At 67.6% G+C, this 17,532-nt stretch carries 22 protein-coding genes and 3 tRNA genes; 16 read left to right on the top strand and 9 right to left on the bottom strand.

Features of this window, described 5'->3' with window-relative positions; genetic code table 11:
* Nucleotides 1-206: 206 nt before the first annotated feature.
* Nucleotides 207-1,205: a phospholipase effector Tle1 domain-containing protein gene (locus tag ACXYX3_RS04725; RefSeq protein ID WP_458610367.1), complete on the bottom strand. Its 999-nt coding sequence runs from the start codon at nt 1,203-1,205 to the stop codon at nt 207-209.
* A 92-nt stretch (nt 1,206-1,297) separates the two neighbouring features.
* Nucleotides 1,298-2,014 (bottom strand): MBL fold metallo-hydrolase, encoded by a 717-nt coding sequence (locus tag ACXYX3_RS04730; RefSeq protein WP_458610368.1) that lies wholly within the window; start codon nt 2,012-2,014, stop codon nt 1,298-1,300.
* 123 nt (nt 2,015-2,137) lie between these two features.
* Between ACXYX3_RS04730 and ACXYX3_RS04735 the strand changes: the two genes are divergently transcribed.
* The 11 genes from ACXYX3_RS04735 (at nt 2,138) to rplA (ending at nt 6,897) form a co-directional block, all read left to right on the top strand.
* A tRNA-Thr gene (locus ACXYX3_RS04735) sits at nt 2,138-2,210 on the top strand.
* A gap of 28 nt (nt 2,211-2,238) precedes the next feature.
* Nucleotides 2,239-2,312, top strand: a tRNA-Met gene (locus tag ACXYX3_RS04740).
* 39 nt (nt 2,313-2,351) lie between these two features.
* Nucleotides 2,352-2,519: a 50S ribosomal protein L33 gene (gene rpmG / locus ACXYX3_RS04745; RefSeq protein ID WP_003929651.1), complete on the top strand. Its 168-nt coding sequence runs from the start codon at nt 2,352-2,354 to the stop codon at nt 2,517-2,519.
* Nucleotides 2,520-2,533: 14 nt separating this feature from the next.
* Nucleotides 2,534-3,013: a (3R)-hydroxyacyl-ACP dehydratase subunit HadA gene (gene hadA, locus ACXYX3_RS04750; protein ID WP_241205084.1), complete on the top strand. Its 480-nt coding sequence runs from the start codon at nt 2,534-2,536 to the stop codon at nt 3,011-3,013.
* Complete coding sequence (hadB, locus tag ACXYX3_RS04755; RefSeq protein ID WP_241205085.1) at nt 3,000-3,428, top strand: (3R)-hydroxyacyl-ACP dehydratase subunit HadB; 429 nt, start codon at nt 3,000-3,002, stop codon at nt 3,426-3,428. Before hadA ends, hadB begins: the two co-directional genes overlap by 14 nt.
* Before the next feature lie 11 nt (nt 3,429-3,439).
* Nucleotides 3,440-3,982: a (3R)-hydroxyacyl-ACP dehydratase subunit HadC gene (gene hadC / locus ACXYX3_RS04760; RefSeq protein ID WP_458610369.1), complete on the top strand. Its 543-nt coding sequence runs from the start codon at nt 3,440-3,442 to the stop codon at nt 3,980-3,982.
* A 126-nt stretch (nt 3,983-4,108) separates the two neighbouring features.
* Nucleotides 4,109-4,181: transfer RNA gene (locus ACXYX3_RS04765), tRNA-Trp, on the top strand.
* A 101-nt stretch (nt 4,182-4,282) separates the two neighbouring features.
* Nucleotides 4,283-4,741: a preprotein translocase subunit SecE gene (gene secE, locus ACXYX3_RS04770; protein ID WP_241205087.1), complete on the top strand. Its 459-nt coding sequence runs from the start codon at nt 4,283-4,285 to the stop codon at nt 4,739-4,741.
* 48 nt (nt 4,742-4,789) lie between these two features.
* The gene (gene nusG, locus ACXYX3_RS04775) at nt 4,790-5,641 is read left to right on the top strand and encodes a transcription termination/antitermination protein NusG (RefSeq protein ID WP_374238365.1); all 852 of its coding nucleotides are present in this window, start codon (nt 4,790-4,792) and stop codon (nt 5,639-5,641) included.
* A gap of 56 nt (nt 5,642-5,697) precedes the next feature.
* Nucleotides 5,698-6,126, top strand: a complete 429-nt coding sequence (rplK, locus tag ACXYX3_RS04780; RefSeq protein WP_046361080.1) for a 50S ribosomal protein L11 — start codon at nt 5,698-5,700, stop codon at nt 6,124-6,126.
* Between the two features lie 63 nt (nt 6,127-6,189).
* A complete protein-coding gene (rplA, locus tag ACXYX3_RS04785; protein WP_241205088.1) occupies nt 6,190-6,897 on the top strand; it encodes a 50S ribosomal protein L1 in 708 nt (235 codons plus the stop codon).
* Nucleotides 6,898-7,154: 257 nt separating this feature from the next.
* Here the strand turns inward: rplA and ACXYX3_RS04790 are convergent, their stop codons facing one another.
* The 5 genes from ACXYX3_RS04790 to ACXYX3_RS04810 form a co-directional block, all read right to left on the bottom strand.
* The gene (locus ACXYX3_RS04790) at nt 7,155-8,054 is read right to left on the bottom strand and encodes a cyclopropane mycolic acid synthase family methyltransferase (protein WP_241205089.1); all 900 of its coding nucleotides are present in this window, start codon (nt 8,052-8,054) and stop codon (nt 7,155-7,157) included.
* Between the two features lie 163 nt (nt 8,055-8,217).
* Nucleotides 8,218-9,111 carry a cyclopropane mycolic acid synthase family methyltransferase gene (locus ACXYX3_RS04795; RefSeq protein WP_241205090.1) on the bottom strand — a complete coding sequence of 298 codons (894 nt, stop codon included), beginning with the start codon at nt 9,109-9,111 and terminating at the stop codon, nt 8,218-8,220.
* A 138-nt stretch (nt 9,112-9,249) separates the two neighbouring features.
* A complete protein-coding gene (locus ACXYX3_RS04800) occupies nt 9,250-10,152 on the bottom strand; it encodes an alpha/beta fold hydrolase (RefSeq protein ID WP_458610370.1) in 903 nt (300 codons plus the stop codon).
* Entirely contained in the window at nt 10,152-11,507 is a 1,356-nt protein-coding gene (locus tag ACXYX3_RS04805; protein WP_458610371.1) for an ABC1 kinase family protein, read from the bottom strand. The genes ACXYX3_RS04800 and ACXYX3_RS04805 overlap by 1 nt, the downstream gene beginning before the upstream one ends.
* Nucleotides 11,504-12,484 carry an oxygenase MpaB family protein gene (locus ACXYX3_RS04810; RefSeq protein ID WP_458610372.1) on the bottom strand — a complete coding sequence of 327 codons (981 nt, stop codon included), beginning with the start codon at nt 12,482-12,484 and terminating at the stop codon, nt 11,504-11,506. Before ACXYX3_RS04810 ends, ACXYX3_RS04805 begins: the two co-directional genes overlap by 4 nt.
* An 82-nt stretch (nt 12,485-12,566) precedes the next feature.
* Here ACXYX3_RS04810 and ACXYX3_RS04815 point away from each other — a divergent pair, with 82 nt between their 5' ends.
* Nucleotides 12,567-13,163, top strand: coding sequence for a TetR/AcrR family transcriptional regulator (locus ACXYX3_RS04815; protein WP_458610373.1), 597 nt, complete (start codon nt 12,567-12,569; stop codon nt 13,161-13,163).
* A gap of 3 nt (nt 13,164-13,166) precedes the next feature.
* Here the strand turns inward: ACXYX3_RS04815 and ACXYX3_RS04820 are convergent, their stop codons facing one another.
* Complete coding sequence (locus ACXYX3_RS04820; RefSeq protein WP_458610374.1) at nt 13,167-13,763, bottom strand: DinB family protein; 597 nt, start codon at nt 13,761-13,763, stop codon at nt 13,167-13,169.
* 1 nt (nt 13,764) lies between these two features.
* Nucleotides 13,765-14,298: a DinB family protein gene (locus ACXYX3_RS04825; protein ID WP_241205096.1), complete on the bottom strand. Its 534-nt coding sequence runs from the start codon at nt 14,296-14,298 to the stop codon at nt 13,765-13,767.
* Nucleotides 14,299-14,359: 61 nt separating this feature from the next.
* Between ACXYX3_RS04825 and ACXYX3_RS04830 the strand changes: the two genes are divergently transcribed.
* From ACXYX3_RS04830 to rplL, 4 genes are all read left to right on the top strand, one after another.
* A complete protein-coding gene (locus ACXYX3_RS04830) occupies nt 14,360-15,316 on the top strand; it encodes a helix-turn-helix transcriptional regulator (protein WP_458610375.1) in 957 nt (318 codons plus the stop codon).
* Between the two features lie 4 nt (nt 15,317-15,320).
* The gene (locus ACXYX3_RS04835) at nt 15,321-16,223 is read left to right on the top strand and encodes an ROK family protein (RefSeq protein WP_458610376.1); all 903 of its coding nucleotides are present in this window, start codon (nt 15,321-15,323) and stop codon (nt 16,221-16,223) included.
* A gap of 236 nt (nt 16,224-16,459) precedes the next feature.
* Entirely contained in the window at nt 16,460-16,987 is a 528-nt protein-coding gene (gene rplJ, locus ACXYX3_RS04840) for a 50S ribosomal protein L10 (protein ID WP_458610377.1), read from the top strand.
* 54 nt (nt 16,988-17,041) lie between these two features.
* Nucleotides 17,042-17,431, top strand: coding sequence for a 50S ribosomal protein L7/L12 (gene rplL, locus ACXYX3_RS04845; RefSeq protein ID WP_221358155.1), 390 nt, complete (start codon nt 17,042-17,044; stop codon nt 17,429-17,431).
* The last annotated feature ends 101 nt before the right edge of the window (nt 17,432-17,532 follow it).

Here is a 17,532-nt window from a genome sequence, read left to right on the forward strand (position 1 = left end):
GATGGTCGAGCGCGGCGGTGACGAGGGGTCGCCGCGCTTCCAGCTACAGGAGGACGACCATGGGTGCACACCGCAAGCCGGCAGAGCCGCAACCCGATCGCCGCAGGCGCCGGGTGAAAGTCCGAAAGGTGCGGCGCGACAGCGGGATTCCCACGCTCGGTCTGTGGGAGTGTGGAATCGGCGCGGGCTGGCGGTGACGGCCGGTTTCAGACCGTGCTTACCAGTGCGGGCTGCGCGGCTGGCGTCTCGATGGTCGCCGGGGAGGCCATCAGACGCTCGCCGCGGGCCACCCAATCGGGGTCGGCCCACTCGACCTGCGCCGGCAACCGCCGCCAGTACGACGGATGAGCTCGCAGGTAGCACTCCACGCTGGCGTGCACGGCGGCGCCGCCGGGTAACCGCCGCGGCGACATGGCATGCGCGCTGCCGGCGAGCGCGTCGATCGGGCTCGGAGCTTGCCGGGCCGCGGGGTCGGCGAGCTCGATGCCCGCATCCACGGCGCCGTCGAGGACCCAGTCGAGCGCGATGTCCGACAGCGCCGCGCACGAGTGCCGGCCGCGGGTGACGTCACCGTGCCCGCCGCGAAACCACACGTCCTGATGCGTGGCCGCATCGCCGCCGAGTGGGATCGCGGCCACGCGGGCGTCGATCGACAGCGCATGCCGGGCCATCTCCACCTGAGCCAAAGCGCCGGCGGTGGCCGCCCGCGGCATGCCGGGGACACCCCGGGTGTCCCACAGCCCGAGGAACCGCACGGCCACCGATGTCTCGCCCTGGCCGCGCAGGTCGGCGACGACTTTGCGCACCCGCTGCCAATCGTCGTGCTCGCGCACGGTTCGGGGCATCGCGTACACGCTCAGCAGGTAGCCGCGCAGCTCCGCCAGCGATTCCGACGTGTCGTCCCCGGGAAGCACCCCCACCGTGCCGATCAACCGGGCCACGGCGCGGGCACACACGCCGTCTCGACCCGCACCCGCGATGAACACGTGGTCTCCCGGTTCCCACGAGTCGGCGAGGAAGTCATAGGCCGCGACGACGTGTCGCCGTGCCGCGTCGACCACATGACGGTGTGGCCGTCGGCCGTCTCGTGGCACGTGCGCAGAGGTCCAGACGAGCTGCCCGGCGGATCGGCGCAGCATCCCGGCGAACGCTGCGGCGTTGCCGGCCGGGTTGAAGTTGTCGAAACACAGCGCGATGTTCTTCACGATGGCCCCCGACGGGATGTGCGGATGCGCTGGTAGGAGAGTTTGCCAGAACGCGGTGCCGCCGGGGCAGGAATCAGCCGAACGAGCGGACCTCAGCCACCCATCAGGGTGCGCCACTGATCGAGACTGCTCGCCCGGTAGACGTAGTTGCTGCGCCGGACGGAGTCCAGCGGCGCGCTCTTCGCCGCCGAATACCAGTGGCCGGGGAACACGGTCGGATCACCGGGCAGAGCGGCCAGCGCCTGCAGGCTACGGAACATGTCGTCGACGTTGCCGCCGGGGAAGTCGGTGCGGCCGCAGCCCTCGAGGAACAGCGTGTCCCCGGCGACCAGCCGGCCGTCGAGCAGGAAGCACTGGCTGCCCGGCGTATGACCGGGGGTGTGCAGTAGCTCGATGTCGATCGCCCCGACCTCGACGGTGTCGCCGTGCTGGTGCGAGGTCAGCTCACTCGATGCGATACCCGTGATCCGGGAGACCCAGTCGGCCTCGTGGGTGTTGACGTGCACCGGCACGCTGACCCGTTCGAGCAGCTCGGCCAACCCCTTGAGCTCGAAGCCCATCATCGATCCGCCGACGTGATCGGGATGGTGATGGGTGACCAGCACGCCGGACAGCCGCATGCCGTCCGATTCCAGGACGTCGACCAGATCCTGCGCGGCGTAGGCAGGGTCGACGATCACCGCGTCGCCGGTCTCGGCGTCGCCGATCAGGTAGGCGAAGTTGCGCATCTGCTGGGCGATCATGTCGCCGGCGGCGAAATCCCGGCCGGCGAGGAGCTGACGGAAGTAGAGACGATCGTCTTCGGCCATGCGGGTCAGCGTAGGCGCACAGGCCGCAACGGCCCTCGGGTGCCCGGCGCGACCAGCGGTTTGGCGCCGCAATCGGTGAGAATGTACCCTCTTTAAGGCCCGTCGCTCTATGACGTGCTGCAGGCCCCCTTAGCTCAGTCGGCAGAGCGTTTCCATGGTAAGGAAAAGGTCAACGGTTCGATTCCGTTAGGGGGCTCGGTGGACCGCTCTGCGGGTCCGTCCGGGGCGGTGTAGCTCAGCTGGTTAGAGCGCACGACTCATAATCGTGAGGTCGGGGGATCGAGCCCCCCCACCGCTACAAGACACTGACGAGACGTAGAAGAGAGAGACGACTGCCGTGGCCTCCAGTACCGACGTACGGCCCAAGATCACCTTGGCCTGCGAGGTGTGCAAGCACCGCAACTACATCACCAAGAAGAACCGCCGCAACGATCCCGACCGGCTCGAGATCAAGAAGTTCTGCCCGAACTGCGGCAAGCACCAGGCGCACAAAGAATCGCGCTAGGCGCACCATCTGCCGTGTCTTTCCTGGACGAGTACGTCGGGCTGCACTATCGCCATCCCGACCACTACGTCGTCGGCCGTGAGAAGATCCGCGAGTACGCGACCGCGGTCAAGAACGACGACGAGGCGTTCTTCACCGAAGAAGCGGTGGCCGAGCTCGGCCACGACGCGCTGCTCGCGCCCCTGACGTTCATCTCGGTGTTCGGCTACCAGGCGCAGCGGGCGATGTTCGATTCCGCCGGCATCGCGATCACCGACGCCCAGATCGTCCAGGTGGACCAGTCCTTGAAGTTCGTCCGTCCGATCAAGGCCGGCGACACGCTCTACTGCGACGTCTGGATCGACTCGGTCCGCACGGCACACGGCACCGACATCATCGTCACCAAGAACATCGTCAGTAACAGCAACGGCGACGTCGTGCAGGAGTCCTACACCACCCTGGCGGGGCGGAGCGAAGAAGACGGAGAGAGTGGCTTTTCAGATGGCACTGCGTGAGTTCAGTTCGGTCAAGGTCGGCGATCAGCTGCCCGAGAAGGTCATCCCGCTGACGCGGGCCGACCTGGTCAACTACGCCGGCGTCTCCGGCGACCTCAACCCCATCCACTGGGACGACGACATCGCCAAGCAGGTCGGCCTGGACACCGCGATCGCCCACGGCATGCTGACCATGGGTCTGGGTGGCGGATACGTCACTTCCTGGGTGGGCGACCCGGCCGCCGTCACCGAGTACAACGTGCGCTTCACCGCCGTCGTCCCCGTCCCCAACGACGGCAAGGGTGCCGAGATCGTGTTCAACGGACGCGTGAAATCCGTTGAGGCGGAATCGAAGTCGGTCACCATCGCGCTGACCGCGACCGCGGGTGGCAAGAAGATCTTCGGCCGCGCCGTTGCCGTGGCCAAGCTGGCGTAGGGAGGTCGACGATGGCTCTGAAAACCGACATCCGGGGCATGGTCTGGCAGTACCCGGAGCCCTTCGTGGTGGGGCGCGAACAGATCCGCCAGTACGCCACCTCGGTCAAGTCGTTCGACCCCGCCAGCCACGACGTGGACGCTGCGGCCGAACTCGGTCACAAAGGGCTGGTCGCAGGCCCGACATTCATGTCGATCCTCGCGGTGATGACACAGCGGCACTTCTTCCAGAACGTCGACGTGGGCTTCGAGACGATGCAGATCGTCCAGGTCGACCAGAAGTTCCTGTTCCACCGGCCCATCGGCGAGGGGGACAAGCTCACCGCCACCATGTACATCGAGTCCGTCGACGAACGCTTCGGCGCCGACATCGTCACCACCCGCAACGTGCTGACCGAGGACGACGGCACGGTCGTCATGGAAGCGTTCACCACGCTGATGGGCCACGAAGGCGACAACTCGATCTCGGCCGGATGGGATCCGGAGACCGGCCAGGTGGTCCGCAAGCCCGTCATCCACGACACGGTGGACGACACCGGGCCGGCGACGGATTAGCAACTCCGCCCCGCGGCGCGCTACACTCGGCACTTGGGTTTTCCCAGTTGAGCGCGCTGTCCGTCGGGGCTTGTGTCACCGCACGGGGAGCGCGCGAATTGTGTGGGCCCTACAGGGAACCCGTCTAGGGGCGTAGCTCAACTGGCAGAGCAGCGGTCTCCAAAACCGCAGGTTGCAGGTTCAAGTCCTGTCGCCCCTGCTCAACTGAATACTCGATACGTAGGGTCGGACTGGTCTGGATACTGGACTGCAGGCCCCACGAACCGGGACCGATTACGACCGATCACGAGGGAGCACGCGGTGAGCGACGAGCGCGACGGTGCCAGCTCGGCAGGCACCGACAGCGGCGCGGAGACCGACGGCGGTGACGCACGAGCGCAGACCGCGGTCGTGACGCGTCCGCTGAGACCCACGGGTAAGCGATCGCGTCGAGCGGCGGATGTCGACGACACCGCGGCCGACGACACCGACGCCGCGCCCGAAACCGACAGTTCGGGCGGCAAGGACAATGGCAACGGTCCGAAGGCGAAGAAGAAGACCGCGCGCAAGCCCAAGGACGGGCCGTCCCGCAATCCCATCGTCTTCGTCATCAACTACCTGAGGGAAGTTGTCGGCGAGCTGCGCAAGGTCATCTGGCCGAACCGCAAGCAGATGGTCAGCTACACCACCGTGGTGCTGGTGTTCCTGGTCTTCATGGTGGCGCTGATCGGCGGAGTCGACCTGGGCCTGGCCAAGCTCGTGACGTTGGTGTTCGGCTGACCGCGCGGTCACCCGACCCGACGCGATACATGTAGAGAGGACTGACACGTGACCAGCTTCGACGGCGAGAGCGCCGCGAACGTGTCCGAGGCACGCATCGCTGCAGCGGACCCGGCGACGGTGATCACCGCCGCGGGGGCCGGCAATCTCGACGAGACCAGCCCGGCCGAGGCCGTGGAGGAGGCACCGCTGGTTGACGCGCCCGACGACGCGCAGCCCGAGGACGCCGAGACCACCGACGCCGAGACCACCGACGAAGCTCCGGTTGCCGACGAGGACGAGGACCCTGCGGTCGCGCTCAAGAAGGAGCTGCGCCTCAAGCCCGGCGACTGGTATGTCATCCACTCCTACGCCGGTTACGAGAACAAGGTGAAGGCCAACCTCGAGACCCGTGTGCAGAACCTCGACGTCGGCGACTACATCTTCCAGGTCGAGGTGCCCACCGAAGAGGTCACCGAGATCAAGAACGGCCAGCGCAAGCAGGTCAACCGCAAGGTGCTGCCCGGCTACATCCTGGTCCGCATGGAGCTCAACGACGAGTCGTGGGGCGCCGTGCGCAACACCCCGGGGGTGACCGGCTTCGTCGGCGCGACGTCGCGGCCCTCGCCGCTCTCGCTCGACGACGTGGTGAAGTTCCTGCTGCCGCCCGCGGCCGCCAAGAAGCCCGGCAAGGCCGCCTCGACGGCCGCGGCGTCCTCCGAGGCGTCGATGGAGCGTCCGGAGATCCTGGTCGACTTCGAGGTCGGCGAGTCGGTCACCGTCATGGACGGACCGTTCGCGACCCTGCCGGCATCGATCAGCGAGGTCAACGCCGAGCAGCAGAAGCTCAAGGTGCTGGTGTCGATCTTCGGCCGCGAGACGCCGGTCGAACTGACCTTCAACCAGGTCGCCAAGATTTAAGCCGGGCTCCTCGGCCGTGAGGACCCCCACGAGATAGAAGAAGGACACGCACAACCATGCCCCCGAAGAAGAAGGTCTCCGGGCTGATCAAGCTGCAGATCCAGGCCGGGCAGGCCAACCCCGCCCCGCCGGTCGGTCCCGCGCTCGGCCAGCACGGCGTCAACATCATGGAGTTCTGCAAGGCGTACAACGCCGCGACCGAGTCGCAGCGCGGCAACGTCATCCCCGTGGAGATCACCGTCTACGAGGACCGCACCTTCACGTTCGCGCTGAAGACGCCGCCCGCAGCGAAGCTGCTGCTCAAGGCCGCCGGCGTGCAGAAGGGCTCCGGTGAGCCGCACAAGACCAAGGTCGCCAAGGTGACCTGGGATCAGGTGCGTGAGATCGCCGAGACCAAGAAAGAAGACCTGAACGCCAACGACATCGATCAGGCCGCCAAGATCATCGCCGGGACCGCCCGGTCGATGGGGATCACCGTCGAGTAAGACGGGGTCTCGTGGAAGGGCTGGCATCGGCCCGCACCACAACTCAGTGACTAGGAGACAACAATGAGCAAGAACAGCAAGGCCTACAAGGAAGCCGCCGAGAAGGTCGACAAGACCCGGCTCTACACGCCGCTGGAGGCCACCAAGCTGGCCAAGGAGACGTCGTCGAAGAAGCAGGACGCCACCGTCGAGGTCGCGATCCGCCTGGGCGTCGATCCCCGCAAAGCCGACCAGATGGTGCGCGGCACCGTCAACCTTCCGCACGGCACCGGTAAGACCGCGCGCGTCGCGGTGTTCGCCGTCGGCGACAAAGCGGAGCAGGCGCTGGCTGCCGGCGCCGACGTGGTCGGCAGCGACGACCTGATCGAGAAGATCCAGGGCGGGTTCCTCGACTTCGACGCCGCGATCGCCACCCCCGACCAGATGGCCAAGGTGGGCCGCATCGCCCGCATCCTCGGCCCCCGCGGCCTGATGCCGAACCCGAAGACGGGCACCGTGACCCCCGACGTCACCAAGGCCGTCAACGACATCAAGGGCGGCAAGATCAACTTCCGCGTGGACAAGCAGGCCAACCTGCACTTCATCATCGGTAAGGCGTCGTTCGACGAGACCAAGCTGGTGGAGAACTACGGCGCCGCGCTGGACGAGATCCTTCGCGCCAAGCCGTCGTCGTCGAAGGGCCGCTACCTGAAGAAGGTCGTCGTGTCGACCACCACCGGTCCCGGAATCCCGGTCGACCCGGCGGTCACCCGCAACTTCACGGAGGAGTAGGCGAGTAGGCGCCAGCCGAAACGCCGCGAGTCCCCTGCGCCACAGGCGCGGGGGACTCGTTGTTTTGTGAGCTCCTCGACCACCGGTGCCCGGGTGCGCCGCAACCATCGTCCCCCACGAACGACAGGCTGACGGCATCACCCGGAGATCCGAGTTGTCCCCCACATCGAACCCTGATGCGGCGGTCGAGGAGCCCCTTCGGCAAACATAACACCGGCGCCGGGCCAGCGCGCCGGCATCGGGAAAAGGGAGCCGGTTCAGGCGGCCGCAGCACCCGGCTTCAGGTACGTGACGAGGCTGACGTCGAGGGCCTCGTCGACGAAGTAGTACTGGCACCCGGTCAGGTAGCGCATGTAGTCGTTGTACGACTGCTCACCTGCCGCGGCGATGGCCTCGTCCTTGTGGGCCTCCAGACGGCCTGCCCAGATGCCGAGCGTCTTGATGTAGTGATTGCGCAGCGACAACGTCTCCGGGACCGTGAAGCCGGCCTTCTCGCCGTGTTCGACCATCATCTGGGTCGTCGGGATGCGGCCGCCGGGGAAGATCACCTCGCCGATGAACTTCGCGAAGCGCGCCAGCTCGAACGTCAGCTTCTTGCCGCGGGCCTGCAGATCGTACGGGTGGTACCCGCAGCTGCTCTGAATCGTCATCCGGCCGTCGTCGGGCAGGATGTCGTAGCAGGTCTTGAAGTAGTCGTCGTACCGCTCGAAGCCGAAGTGCTCGAAGGCCTCGATGGACACGATCCGATCGACGGGGGAGTGGAACTGCTCCCAGCCCTCGAGACGGACATCGAACGTGCGCTCGGTGTCGATCTTCGACAGCAGCTGACTGCAATAGGCCTGCTGGTTCTTGCTCAACGTGAGGCCGATGACGTTGACGTCGTACTTCTCCATCGCACGCTGCAGCGTCAGCCCCCAGCCGCAGCCGACCTCGAGCAGTGTCATCCCCGGCTTCAGATCGAGCCGGTCGAGATGCTGATCGACGTTGGCGATCTGGGCTTCCGACAGCGTCGCGTTGGGGCCGGTGAAGTACGCGCAGCTGTACTTGCGGGTGGGGTCCTGGAACACACCGAAGAAGTCGTCCGACAGGTCGTAGTGCGCCTGGATGTCCTCGAAATGAGGAGTCAGATCCTTCGTGCCGGTGGAGTTGTCAGACATGTCTTTCTACGTCCTCTTGTCGTGGGGCCACTTGTCGAGGGCCCCCGCCCGATGCGACATCGCGATGGTGTTCCGACCGTACCCAAACAGAGCACGGCCTTCCGGTAAACACGCTTCTCGGGCGATCAGCCTAACGGCTGGACGTCTTTCCGGGCCAATCCGCTCAGGGCGCCTTGACCAACGTGAACTGGTTGACGTCGGTGTAGCCCTTGCGGAACGAATCCGCGCACCCGGTGAGGTAGTGCATGTAGCGGTCGTAGACCTCTTCGGACTGCACGGCGATCGCCTCGTCCCTGTGCGCCTCGAGCGCCGCGGACCAGTGGTCGAGGGTGCGCGCGTAGTGCGGCTGAAGCGACTGCTCACGGGTCAGGGTGAAACCCGCCTTGCCGGCATGCTCGCCGACCAGCTCGATCGTCGGCAGATACCCGCCCGGGAAGATCTCGGTGAGGATGAACTTGATGAATCGGGCGACCGAGAACGTCAGCGGGATGCCCCGTTCGATCATCTGCGGGATCGTCAGCGCTGTGATGGTGTGCAGCAGCATCACGCCGTCGTCGGGCAGCACCTTGTAGGCAGTGGTGAAGAAATCGTCCCAGCGGTCCTTGCCGAAGTGCTCGAACGCCCCGATGGAGACGATGCGGTCGACCGGCTGGTCGAAGCTCTCCCAGCCCTCGAGTCGGATCTCCTTGGTGCGGGGGCTGTCCGATGCGGCGAACACACGCTCGACGTGCGCCTTCTGGTTCTCGCTGAGCGTCAGGCCGATCACGTTGACGTCATAGAGTTCGATCGCGCGCATCATCGTGTAACCCCAGCCGCAGCCGACATCGAGCAGCGTCATGCCGGGCTCGAGGCCGAGTTTGCCCAGGGCCAGGTCGACCTTCGCGCGCTGCGCCTCCTCCAGCGTCATGTCGTCGCGCTCGAAATATGCGCAGCTGTACATCTGCGAGGGGTCGAGGAACAGGCGGAAGAACTCGTCGGACAGGTCGTAGTGCGCCTGGACGTCGTCGAAGTGCGGTTTCAAGTTCTTCTTGGCTGTGGCCTTTTTCGTGTCGGCCATGAGGTGGCCTTCCTGAGCAAGCTGCCCGAAGAGGTTCTCCTGAAACGGCGGTCACGCATGCCCGTCAGGAATGGTACGTCGTCTTCCCGGCAGTTCCCTCATCGACCGAATTGACGTTCATGCAGTATCAGTGATCGATCAGCGCGCCTGCGCGAACGTCGTCTTCAGCTCGCCGACGATGTCGTCCCAGAGGGGTTCGGGCAGCTCGTGGCCCATGCCGTCGAACAGCACCAGGCGTGCGCCGGGGATCGCGCGGGCGATTGCGCGACCGCCCGACGGCCGCATCAGCTTGTCGGCCGTGCCATGGATCACGACCGTGGGCACGGTGGTCGATCGGTTGTGATTGCGCAGGCTTCCGCTGCCCAGGATCGCCGAGAACTGCCTGCCGATCCCCGCCGGGTAGTAGGCCCGGTCGTAGCCCTCGATCGCATCGGCGCGCAAGGCGTCGTCGGACCGGGGATAGCCGGGGCTGCCGATGATCTTGCTGACCTTGACCGCGTTGTCGATGATCGCGTCGCGACCGGTGCCGGAGGGCTTGGACAGGATCGCGAGCAACTGCTGTGGGCCCGGCGGTGGGAGAGCGGGTTGATTGTTGCTGGAGAAGATGACACCCAGCGACCGCGTGCGCGCGGGATGCCGCGCGGCGAACACTTGCGCGATCATGCCGCCCATCGACGCTCCGACGACATGCGCGCGGTCGATGTCGAGGTGGTCGGCGAGCGCGGCGGTGTCGTCGGCCATGTCCTCGAGGCGGTAGGGCGCCGGGCTGGCGATCCCGAGGAACGAGCGCGCCATGCTCAGCGGTAGCGAAGCGCTGGACCGCTGTCCGCGCACCTTGCCCGACAGCCCGCAGTCGCGGTTGTCGAAGCGGATCACCCGCAGGCCCTGGTTGACCAGCTTCTCGCAGAACTCGGTCCGCCAGAAGATCATCTGCGCCCCGAGCCCCATGATCAGCAGGACCGCTGGATCGCCGGGGTCACCCATGTCCTCGTAGTGGATGCCGATGTCGCCGGACGGCGCGGTGCCGCTGCGCACCTGCATCAGGCGTCCAGCTGCTGGTCGTGCTCGCGGGACACTTCCACCATGAAGTTGGCGAAGTAGCCCGTCAGCGACGGGTCGCTCATCATCTGCCAGCTCGGCGCCAGCAGCTTCATGTAGCGCTCGACGTAGAGGAACTGCTTGCCGATGAGCACCAGCTCGCGGGGCAGCTTCACGTCGTAGGCCTCGGCCAACGCGGAGAGCTGCTTGCCGATCTCGGCGTAGCTCAGGTCGCCGAGGGAGGTCATCGTCAACGGGGTGGCGAACTTCTCGAGGTCCTTGGCCGCCTGCGCCTCGGGTTTGACGGTGCCGACCGCGCCCATCAGCACGACGATCTTGCCCGCCGCGGCGTGGTCCTTCTTGACCAGCAGCGCATAGACCAGCTCGCGCAGCAGCCAGCGGGTCCGCGGATCGATGCGGCCCATGATGCCGAAATCGAAGAACACGATCTTGCCGTCGTCGTCGACGGAGAGGTTGCCCGCGTGCAGGTCGCCGTGGAACAGCCCGTGCCGCAGACCACCTTCGAAGACGCTGAACAGCAGGGCCTTGACCAGCTCGGTGCCGTCGAACCCCTTCTTGCGGATGGCGGCGACGTCGTCGATACGCACGCCGGAGACCCGTTCCATGGTCAGCACTCGCTCGCTGGTCAGGTCCCAGTAGACCTGTGGCACGCGGATGTTCTTGCCCAGCGGCGAGGCATGCATGTGGGCCACCCAGGCGTCCATCGACTGCGCCTCCAGGCGGAAGTCCAGTTCCTCGGCGAGGTTGTCGGCGAAGTCGGCGACGACGTCCTGGGCGGACAGGCGCTGGCCCAGCTTGGCGAACTCGACCAGGCGGGCGCCCCGCTTGAGGATCTGCAGGTCGGCGGCGACGCGGCGGCGGATGCCCGGTCGCTGGATCTTCACGACGACCTCTTCGCCGCTGTGCAGCGTCGCGTAGTGCACCTGTGCGATCGATGCGGAGGCGAACGGCTTCTCGTCGAACGAGGCGAACAGGTTCGACGGCTCGTCGCCCAGCTCCTCCCGGAACAGTTTGTGCACGGCCTCGGAGTCCGCCGGCGGCACCCGGTCGAGAAGGCTGCGGAATTCCCGGCTCAGCGGCTCACCGAAGGCGCCGGGGCTGGACGCGATGATCTGGCCGAACTTGACGTAGGTGGGGCCCAGGTCGGCGAACGCCTGGGGAATCTGCTTGACGATCTTCTGCTGGAGCGAACCGCGGGAGCGAATGGTGGACACGACCCGGGCGCCGGTGCGAGTGACCTGCCAGCCGGTCGCGCCGATGCGCGCTGCCTCGATGGGCAGCGGTACACGGTCGAGCTTGGCTACCTCGCGGTGCTGTGTGTTCCGCGTAGTACTCATCCCTGCAGTGTCTCAAAAGAGCCTGCACGCTCGAAAATTCGTGTGCCCCGGGTCACACCCGCAGGCGAGTCCGTCCCGCCGGCCACCCGCGCTCTGGCCTGCTGGAACTCCGGCATCGCGCCCGAGGCTGCGGACACGCCGTTGATGACCGACCAGACCAGGGCGCGCCGGGCTGTGCGCTCGATGATGTTGGGGTCGCTGTGCTGGATGAGCCCCTTGGCCCAGGACGGCATCGTGTCACGCACCGCCCAGTTCAACGCCGCCTGAGGCAGGGGCAGGTCGGGGCCGGTCGCCATCGCGGTGCCGTAGGTGACCGCGAGCCTGGGCAGGTAGGACTTCAGGCAGTCGAGGGTGTCGGCTTTGGTCGCGGGCAGGTCGGTGCCGCCCAGCGCGTGACCGACGCGCACGAATTCCCCGTAGTAGCGGTCGATCTTCTTGCCGCGCAAAGGGTTCGGGTGATAGAGCTCGTGGGCGGTGGCGATGCCCCAGACGACGGTCGCGTAGTTCCAGCGCAACCACTCGGGATCGTCGGCGTCGTAGCGGGCGCCGTCGGGCCGGGTCCCCTTGATGGTGTGGTGCATCGATGCCACCGTGGTGGCCAAGCGTTCGGCCGTCTCGGTCGAGCCGTACGCCGTACCGATGAAGAACGCGACGGAGTGTCCGAGTCGGGTGAGCGCGCCCTCGGGGTCGATCTGGGGCATCGCATCGTCGCGGGTGTCATCGCGGACCAGCCGGGAGTGGTGCACGCCCATCCAGTAGATGGACGGATCCAGACGCTCGAGGAACGCCGCGCACTGCAAACCGAAGATCAGCGCGTGGGTGTGCGAGTGCACGTGCCACACGGCGCTGCCGGGGCCGAACCAGCCCGGGTCGCCCGCGGGTGCGGCGAACTGCATCCCCTTGAAGAAGTGCCGTCGCACGTCCTGGTCGAAGCGCCGGTCGAGCACCTGGCCGATGAGCTGGTGCGGCAGGAACATCTCATCCTCCTGGTCACGGGTGTGCCCAGTTTAGCTTCTGGATACGGTTGTGACCAGATTTGCGGCGGCTTACCCTGATCGGGTGTCGACTCCCACGCGATGGGCGGGCGTTCCGCTGGTCGACCGCCGCGCCGAGCGGCGGGAACTCCTCGTCGACGCCGCCTATCGAATCTTCGGGGAGGGCGGCGAGCAGGCACTGTCCGTACGGTCTGCATGCCGGGAGAGCGGCTTGAACTCCCGTTACTTCTACGAGAGTTTCGCCGATGTCGACGCCCTGCTCGGCGCGGTGTACGACCGGGTCAGCGCCGAACTGGCCGCCGCGGTCGAGGCGGCGATGGCGTCGGCCGGCGCATCGTTGGCGGCTCGCACCCGGGCCGGGATGGCCGCCGTGCTCGCCTTCAGCTCCAGTGATCCGCGGCGCGGGCGGGTGCTGTTCACCGACGCCCGGGCCAACCCGGTGCTGGCCGCCCGCCGCGTCGCCACCCAGGATCTGCTGCGTGAGGCGGTGCTGTCCGAAGGCTGGCGGCTTCACCCGGGGTCCGATCCGGTGGGCGCCCAGGTGGCGGCCGCGCTCTACACCGGCGCGATGGCCGAGCTGGCCCAGCAGTGGCTGGCCGGCCGCCTGGGTGACGACCTCGACGCCGTCGTCGACCACGCGCTGGCACTGGTGCTGCGCTGAGAATCAGCTCCGCGGCCGCCACCGCTTGATGAAATCGGTCTCGGGCCATTCCTCGTGAGCGGCCATCAACTCGTACATCGTTGCGCCATCACATGTTTCGCGGATGATGTCGGCGTGGCCGGCGTGCCGGGTCAGCTCCTCGATCAGATGCAACGCCACCCAGCGCACGCTCCAGAAGTCGACGTCGCCGGGGAACCACGGCACCTCGTGGGGCACGGGGACGGGGGTGTCGAGGTCCTTCTCGGCGAACGCCGCCAGCACGTCGTCGTTGACCGCGCACAGGGCGTCGAGCAGCCCGGTGAGTGTCTCGTGCTCGCCCATCACGTACTCGTCGGCGTACTCGGCCATCTGCTCCTCGAGCGGCCGCGGGTCCGGCGGCGGAAAGTCGGGGGCGGCGACGACGCGCGCGAGCCAGCCGCGCTGCACACCGGCAGCGTGCTTGATCAGGCCGCCGATCGACAGCGCGCTCGCCGACGGGGTCGCGCGGGCCTGTTCGTCGGTCAGGCCGTGCGCCACCGCGAAGAAGGCGTTCTGATTGAACCTGAGGAACTCGATCAGCGTCTGTCGTTCGGTGTCGGCGGGCGGGGGCAGTCCGGGCATCTCACTTCTCCTTGTCTCGTGCGTGCAGGGTGTGTGCGTAAAGGTCACGGATGCAGGCGATTTCGGCACCGTGGTGGATCATCTCCCGGTTGATGTGGAGCACCAGCGTCATCATCGAACGCTCGGCATAGGGACCTTCGGCCGGTCCGCAGGGCCGCGCCAGTGCCTCGGCGTCGAGCGTGCGGACACCGCGCAGCCACCGCTCGTACTCCTCGTCGAGTTGAGCGAGTGCCGCTGCGGCGTCGGTGGCATAGGGCCATGACGAGTAGTCGGCAGGCGGTCCGCTGAAGTGGGCATGGCTGCGGGTGGCCAGCACGCCGACGATCAGGTGCGCCATCCGCCACCCGATCGTGGTGAACGGTTCCGGCTGCGGAGGCGGGAACGCGAAGTCGACGCGCCCGTCGCGGTGCACCGTCCAGCAGTCATGGACCGGCTGCCAGAAGTACTCGTCGTCGGTGAGCCCGGCCAGTCGCGGCCGCAGCTGCGACCGCCAATGCAGATCCAGTTGGTCGATCAGTTCGTCGGTGACGTCCATAATGCAAGCGTCGCATCCATTCAGGACAGTTCCGGTCCGCAATCTCTGGCAGGCTGACGGAGTGTCCGAGACGACGAGCCGCGTGCTGGCGCTGCTCGGTCTGTTGCAGTCACGGCGGGTGTGGACGGGGGAGGAGCTCGCCACTCGGCTGGGGGTCACCACCCGCAGCTTGCGTCGCGATGTCGAGCGGCTGCGCGACCTCGGCTATCCCGTCGCCGCCAGCCGGGGACACGGCGGCGGTTACCAGCTGGGCGCAGGGGCGGCGCTTCCGCCGCTGCTTCTGGATCCCGACGAGGCCGTCGCGATGGCGGTCTGCCTTCGGCTCGCGGCCGGGGGCAGCGTCGCGGGCGTGGGCGAATCGGCCCTGCGGGCCCTCAGCAAGCTCGATCAAGTGATGCCGCGGCGGCTGCGGTCCCAGGTCTCGGCCGTCCACGAGGCCACGGTCACGCTGACGTCGGGCGCGCCGGAGTCCGTCGTCGAACCCGATGTGTTGATGACGCTCGCCCGGGCCAGCCGAGACCGCGAACACGTCACCGCCGGCTACGTGGACCGGGACGGCGCCGCGACTCGGCGTCGTCTCGAGCCTTATCAGCTGGTGACCACCGGTCGGCGCTGGTATCTGCTCGCCTACGACCGCGACCGGGAGGATTGGCGGAGCCTGCGGCTGGACCGGATGTCCGACGTCGCGGCGGTCGGCACCACGTTCGTCGGGCGGGAGGCTCCCGACGCGGCCGCCTACGTGCGCCGGTCCATCAGCACGTCGCCCTATCGATACGTGGCCCGCGTCCGCTATCACGCGCCCGTCGGCGCCGTCGCCCCGTACTTCCCGGCCGGCTCGGTGGACATCGAACCCGACGGACCCGACGCGACCATCGTCACCGCAGGCGCCGACGATCCGAGCCACCTTGTTCCGTGGCTCGCGAGGGTCGACGCCGACCTCGAGATCCTGGAGTCTCCGGAGGTGGCCGACGCGATGGTGGCGATGGCGGAGCGGATGCGACGTGCCACGGGAGAATGACGTCATGGTCACGCTCGCCCTCGATGTCGGTGGCACGAAGCTGGCGGTCGGCCTGGTCGACGACTCCGGCGCGCTGCGGCACCGCGCCGAGGCGCCGACCCCGCGCGCCGATGCCGAGACCATCTGGGCCGTCGCCCAGGCCCTGCTCGTCGATGCGCTGGCCGCCGCCGGCGGCACGGTGGACGCGGTCGGCATCTCGTCGGCCGGCCCGATCGACGTCCCCGCCGGCACGGTGAGTCCGATCAACATCGTTGGCTGGCAAGGCTTTCCGATCGTGGCTCGTGTTCACGAGCTCACCGGCGCGCCCGCGCGTCTCGGCGGCGACGGGTTGTGCATGGCGCTGGGGGAGCAGTGGCGCGGTGCGGCCACAGGGGCACGGTTCCTGCTCGGCATGGTCGTCTCGACCGGAGTGGGCGGCGGACTCGTCCTCGACGGCGCCCCGTTCCACGGACGGACGGGTAATGCCGGCCACGTCGGCCACGTCGTGGTGGAACCCGACGGGGCGCCGTGCACGTGCGGCGGGCACGGGTGTGTGGAGACGGTCGCCGCCGGACCGTGGCTGGCGCGGTGGGCCCGCGAGCACGGCTGGCAGGCCCCGCCCGAGGCCGGCGCCCGGGAACTCGCCGAGGACGCGCGGCGGGGCGACCCGCTGGCGCTGCAGACGTTCGGCCGCGGCGCCGACGCGCTGGCCCGCATGATCGCGTCTGTCGGGGCGACCTGCGACCTGGACCGTGTGGTCATCGGTGGTGGCGTGGCCGGCGCCGGAGACCTGCTCTTCGACCCGCTGCGGGCGGTGCTGAGGCGCTATGCGGGCTTGAGTTTCCTGCGCGGCCTGCAGGTGACGCCGGCCCTCCTCGGTGGTGACGCCGGGCTGATCGGTGCGGCGGCCCTCGGCCGTTTTGGCTGATCGGGAGGCGGCAGGCTATTCTGGCTGGCGTTCCACCGAAGACCGTCGGTCACCAGTCACATGGTTGAAGGTCCGGGTTCCACCCGGCGGCCCACGCAGGAGGACGAGGCACGTACCTCAGTTGTGTGCGCCCCGACCTGTCTGTGTCGGGGCGTTCGTCGTTTCACGACCTTCCTCCTGCGCCCGGCCCGCGCTCCTCGATGGGACATCCGTACACCCACCACGAGGAGGCATGCATGGCCAAGGCTGAAAAGGCCACCGCGGTCGCCGACATCGCCGAGCAGTTCAAGGAGGCGACGGCGACGCTCGTCAGCGAATACCGCGGACTGACGGTCGCCAACCTCGCGCAGCTGCGCCGTTCGCTCGGCGACTCCGCCACCTACACCGTTGCCAAGAACACCTTGGTCAAGCGTGCGGCGGCAGAGGCCGGCATCGAAGGTCTCGACGAACTGTTCGCCGGTCCCACCGCGATCGCGTTCGTCAAAGGTGAGGCCGTCGACGCCGCCAAAGCGATCAAGACCTTCGCCAAGGACAACAAGGCGCTGGTCATCAAGGGCGGCTACATGGACGGCCGCGCGCTGTCCGTCGACGAGGTCAACCGCATCGCGGACCTCGAGTCGCGCGAGGTGCTGCTGGCCAAGCTGGCCGGCGCGATGAAGGGCAACCTGACCAAGGCCGCCGGGCTGTTCAACGCCCCGGCGTCGCAGGTCGCACGTCTGGCTGCCGCACTGCAGGAAAAGAAGGCCGCCGAGGAAGCTGCGTAGCAGCGCTCCGGCACACCCCCACCGACATCAAGAAGTAACGAAGGAAGGACCATCATGGCCAAGCTGTCCACTGAAGAGCTGCTCGACGCGTTCAAGGAGCTCACCCTGCTCGAGCTGAGCGAGTTCGTGAAGGCGTTCGAGGAGACCTTCGAGGTCACCGCTGCGGCGCCCGTCGCCGTCGCCGCTGCCGGCCCCGCCGGCGGTGCGCCCGCCGAGGCCGCCGAGGAGCAGTCGGAGTTCGACGTCATCCTCGAGGGTGCCGGCGACAAGAAGATCGGCGTCATCAAGGTCGTCCGCGAGATCGTCTCCGGCCTGGGCCTGAAGGAAGCCAAGGATCTCGTCGACAGCGCGCCCAAGCCGCTGCTCGAGAAGGTCACCAAGGAGGCCGCCGAGGACGCCAAGGCCAAGCTCGAGGCCGCCGGCGCGTCGGTGTCCGTCAAGTAAGACACATCACGGAGCCGTCGCAACTGACGGTGACGTCAGTCGTGGGGCTGGTCTGGCAAACAGACCAGCCCCACGCTGCGTTCAGGCCCGGTCCGGCTTCG

It is taken from the genome of Mycobacterium sp. Panama NTM2 (assembly GCF_054355555.1).

Excerpts from the sequence above, each read along its gene's own strand:
- ACXYX3_RS04835 (WP_458610376.1), top strand. The coding sequence starts at position 15,321 with ATGGTCACGCTCGCCCTCGATGTCGGTGGCACGAAGCTGGCGGTCGGC.
- ACXYX3_RS04790 (WP_241205089.1), bottom strand. The coding sequence starts at position 8,054 with ATGTCTGACAACTCCACCGGCACGAAGGATCTGACTCCTCATTTCGAG.
- hadB (WP_241205085.1), top strand. The coding sequence starts at position 3,000 with ATGGCACTGCGTGAGTTCAGTTCGGTCAAGGTCGGCGATCAGCTGCCC.
- ACXYX3_RS04730 (WP_458610368.1), bottom strand. The coding sequence starts at position 2,014 with ATGGCCGAAGACGATCGTCTCTACTTCCGTCAGCTCCTCGCCGGCCGG.
- ACXYX3_RS04825 (WP_241205096.1), bottom strand. The coding sequence starts at position 14,298 with ATGGACGTCACCGACGAACTGATCGACCAACTGGATCTGCATTGGCGG.
- ACXYX3_RS04805 (WP_458610371.1), bottom strand. The coding sequence starts at position 11,507 with ATGAGTACTACGCGGAACACACAGCACCGCGAGGTAGCCAAGCTCGAC.
- hadC (WP_458610369.1), top strand. The coding sequence starts at position 3,440 with ATGGCTCTGAAAACCGACATCCGGGGCATGGTCTGGCAGTACCCGGAG.
- rplL (WP_221358155.1), top strand. The coding sequence starts at position 17,042 with ATGGCCAAGCTGTCCACTGAAGAGCTGCTCGACGCGTTCAAGGAGCTC.
- rplJ (WP_458610377.1), top strand. The coding sequence starts at position 16,460 with ATGGCCAAGGCTGAAAAGGCCACCGCGGTCGCCGACATCGCCGAGCAG.
- rplK (WP_046361080.1), top strand. The coding sequence starts at position 5,698 with ATGCCCCCGAAGAAGAAGGTCTCCGGGCTGATCAAGCTGCAGATCCAG.
- ACXYX3_RS04800 (WP_458610370.1), bottom strand. The coding sequence starts at position 10,152 with ATGCAGGTGCGCAGCGGCACCGCGCCGTCCGGCGACATCGGCATCCAC.
- ACXYX3_RS04820 (WP_458610374.1), bottom strand. The coding sequence starts at position 13,763 with ATGCCCGGACTGCCCCCGCCCGCCGACACCGAACGACAGACGCTGATC.
- rplA (WP_241205088.1), top strand. The coding sequence starts at position 6,190 with ATGAGCAAGAACAGCAAGGCCTACAAGGAAGCCGCCGAGAAGGTCGAC.
- ACXYX3_RS04810 (WP_458610372.1), bottom strand. The coding sequence starts at position 12,484 with ATGTTCCTGCCGCACCAGCTCATCGGCCAGGTGCTCGACCGGCGCTTC.
- ACXYX3_RS04795 (WP_241205090.1), bottom strand. The coding sequence starts at position 9,111 with ATGGCCGACACGAAAAAGGCCACAGCCAAGAAGAACTTGAAACCGCAC.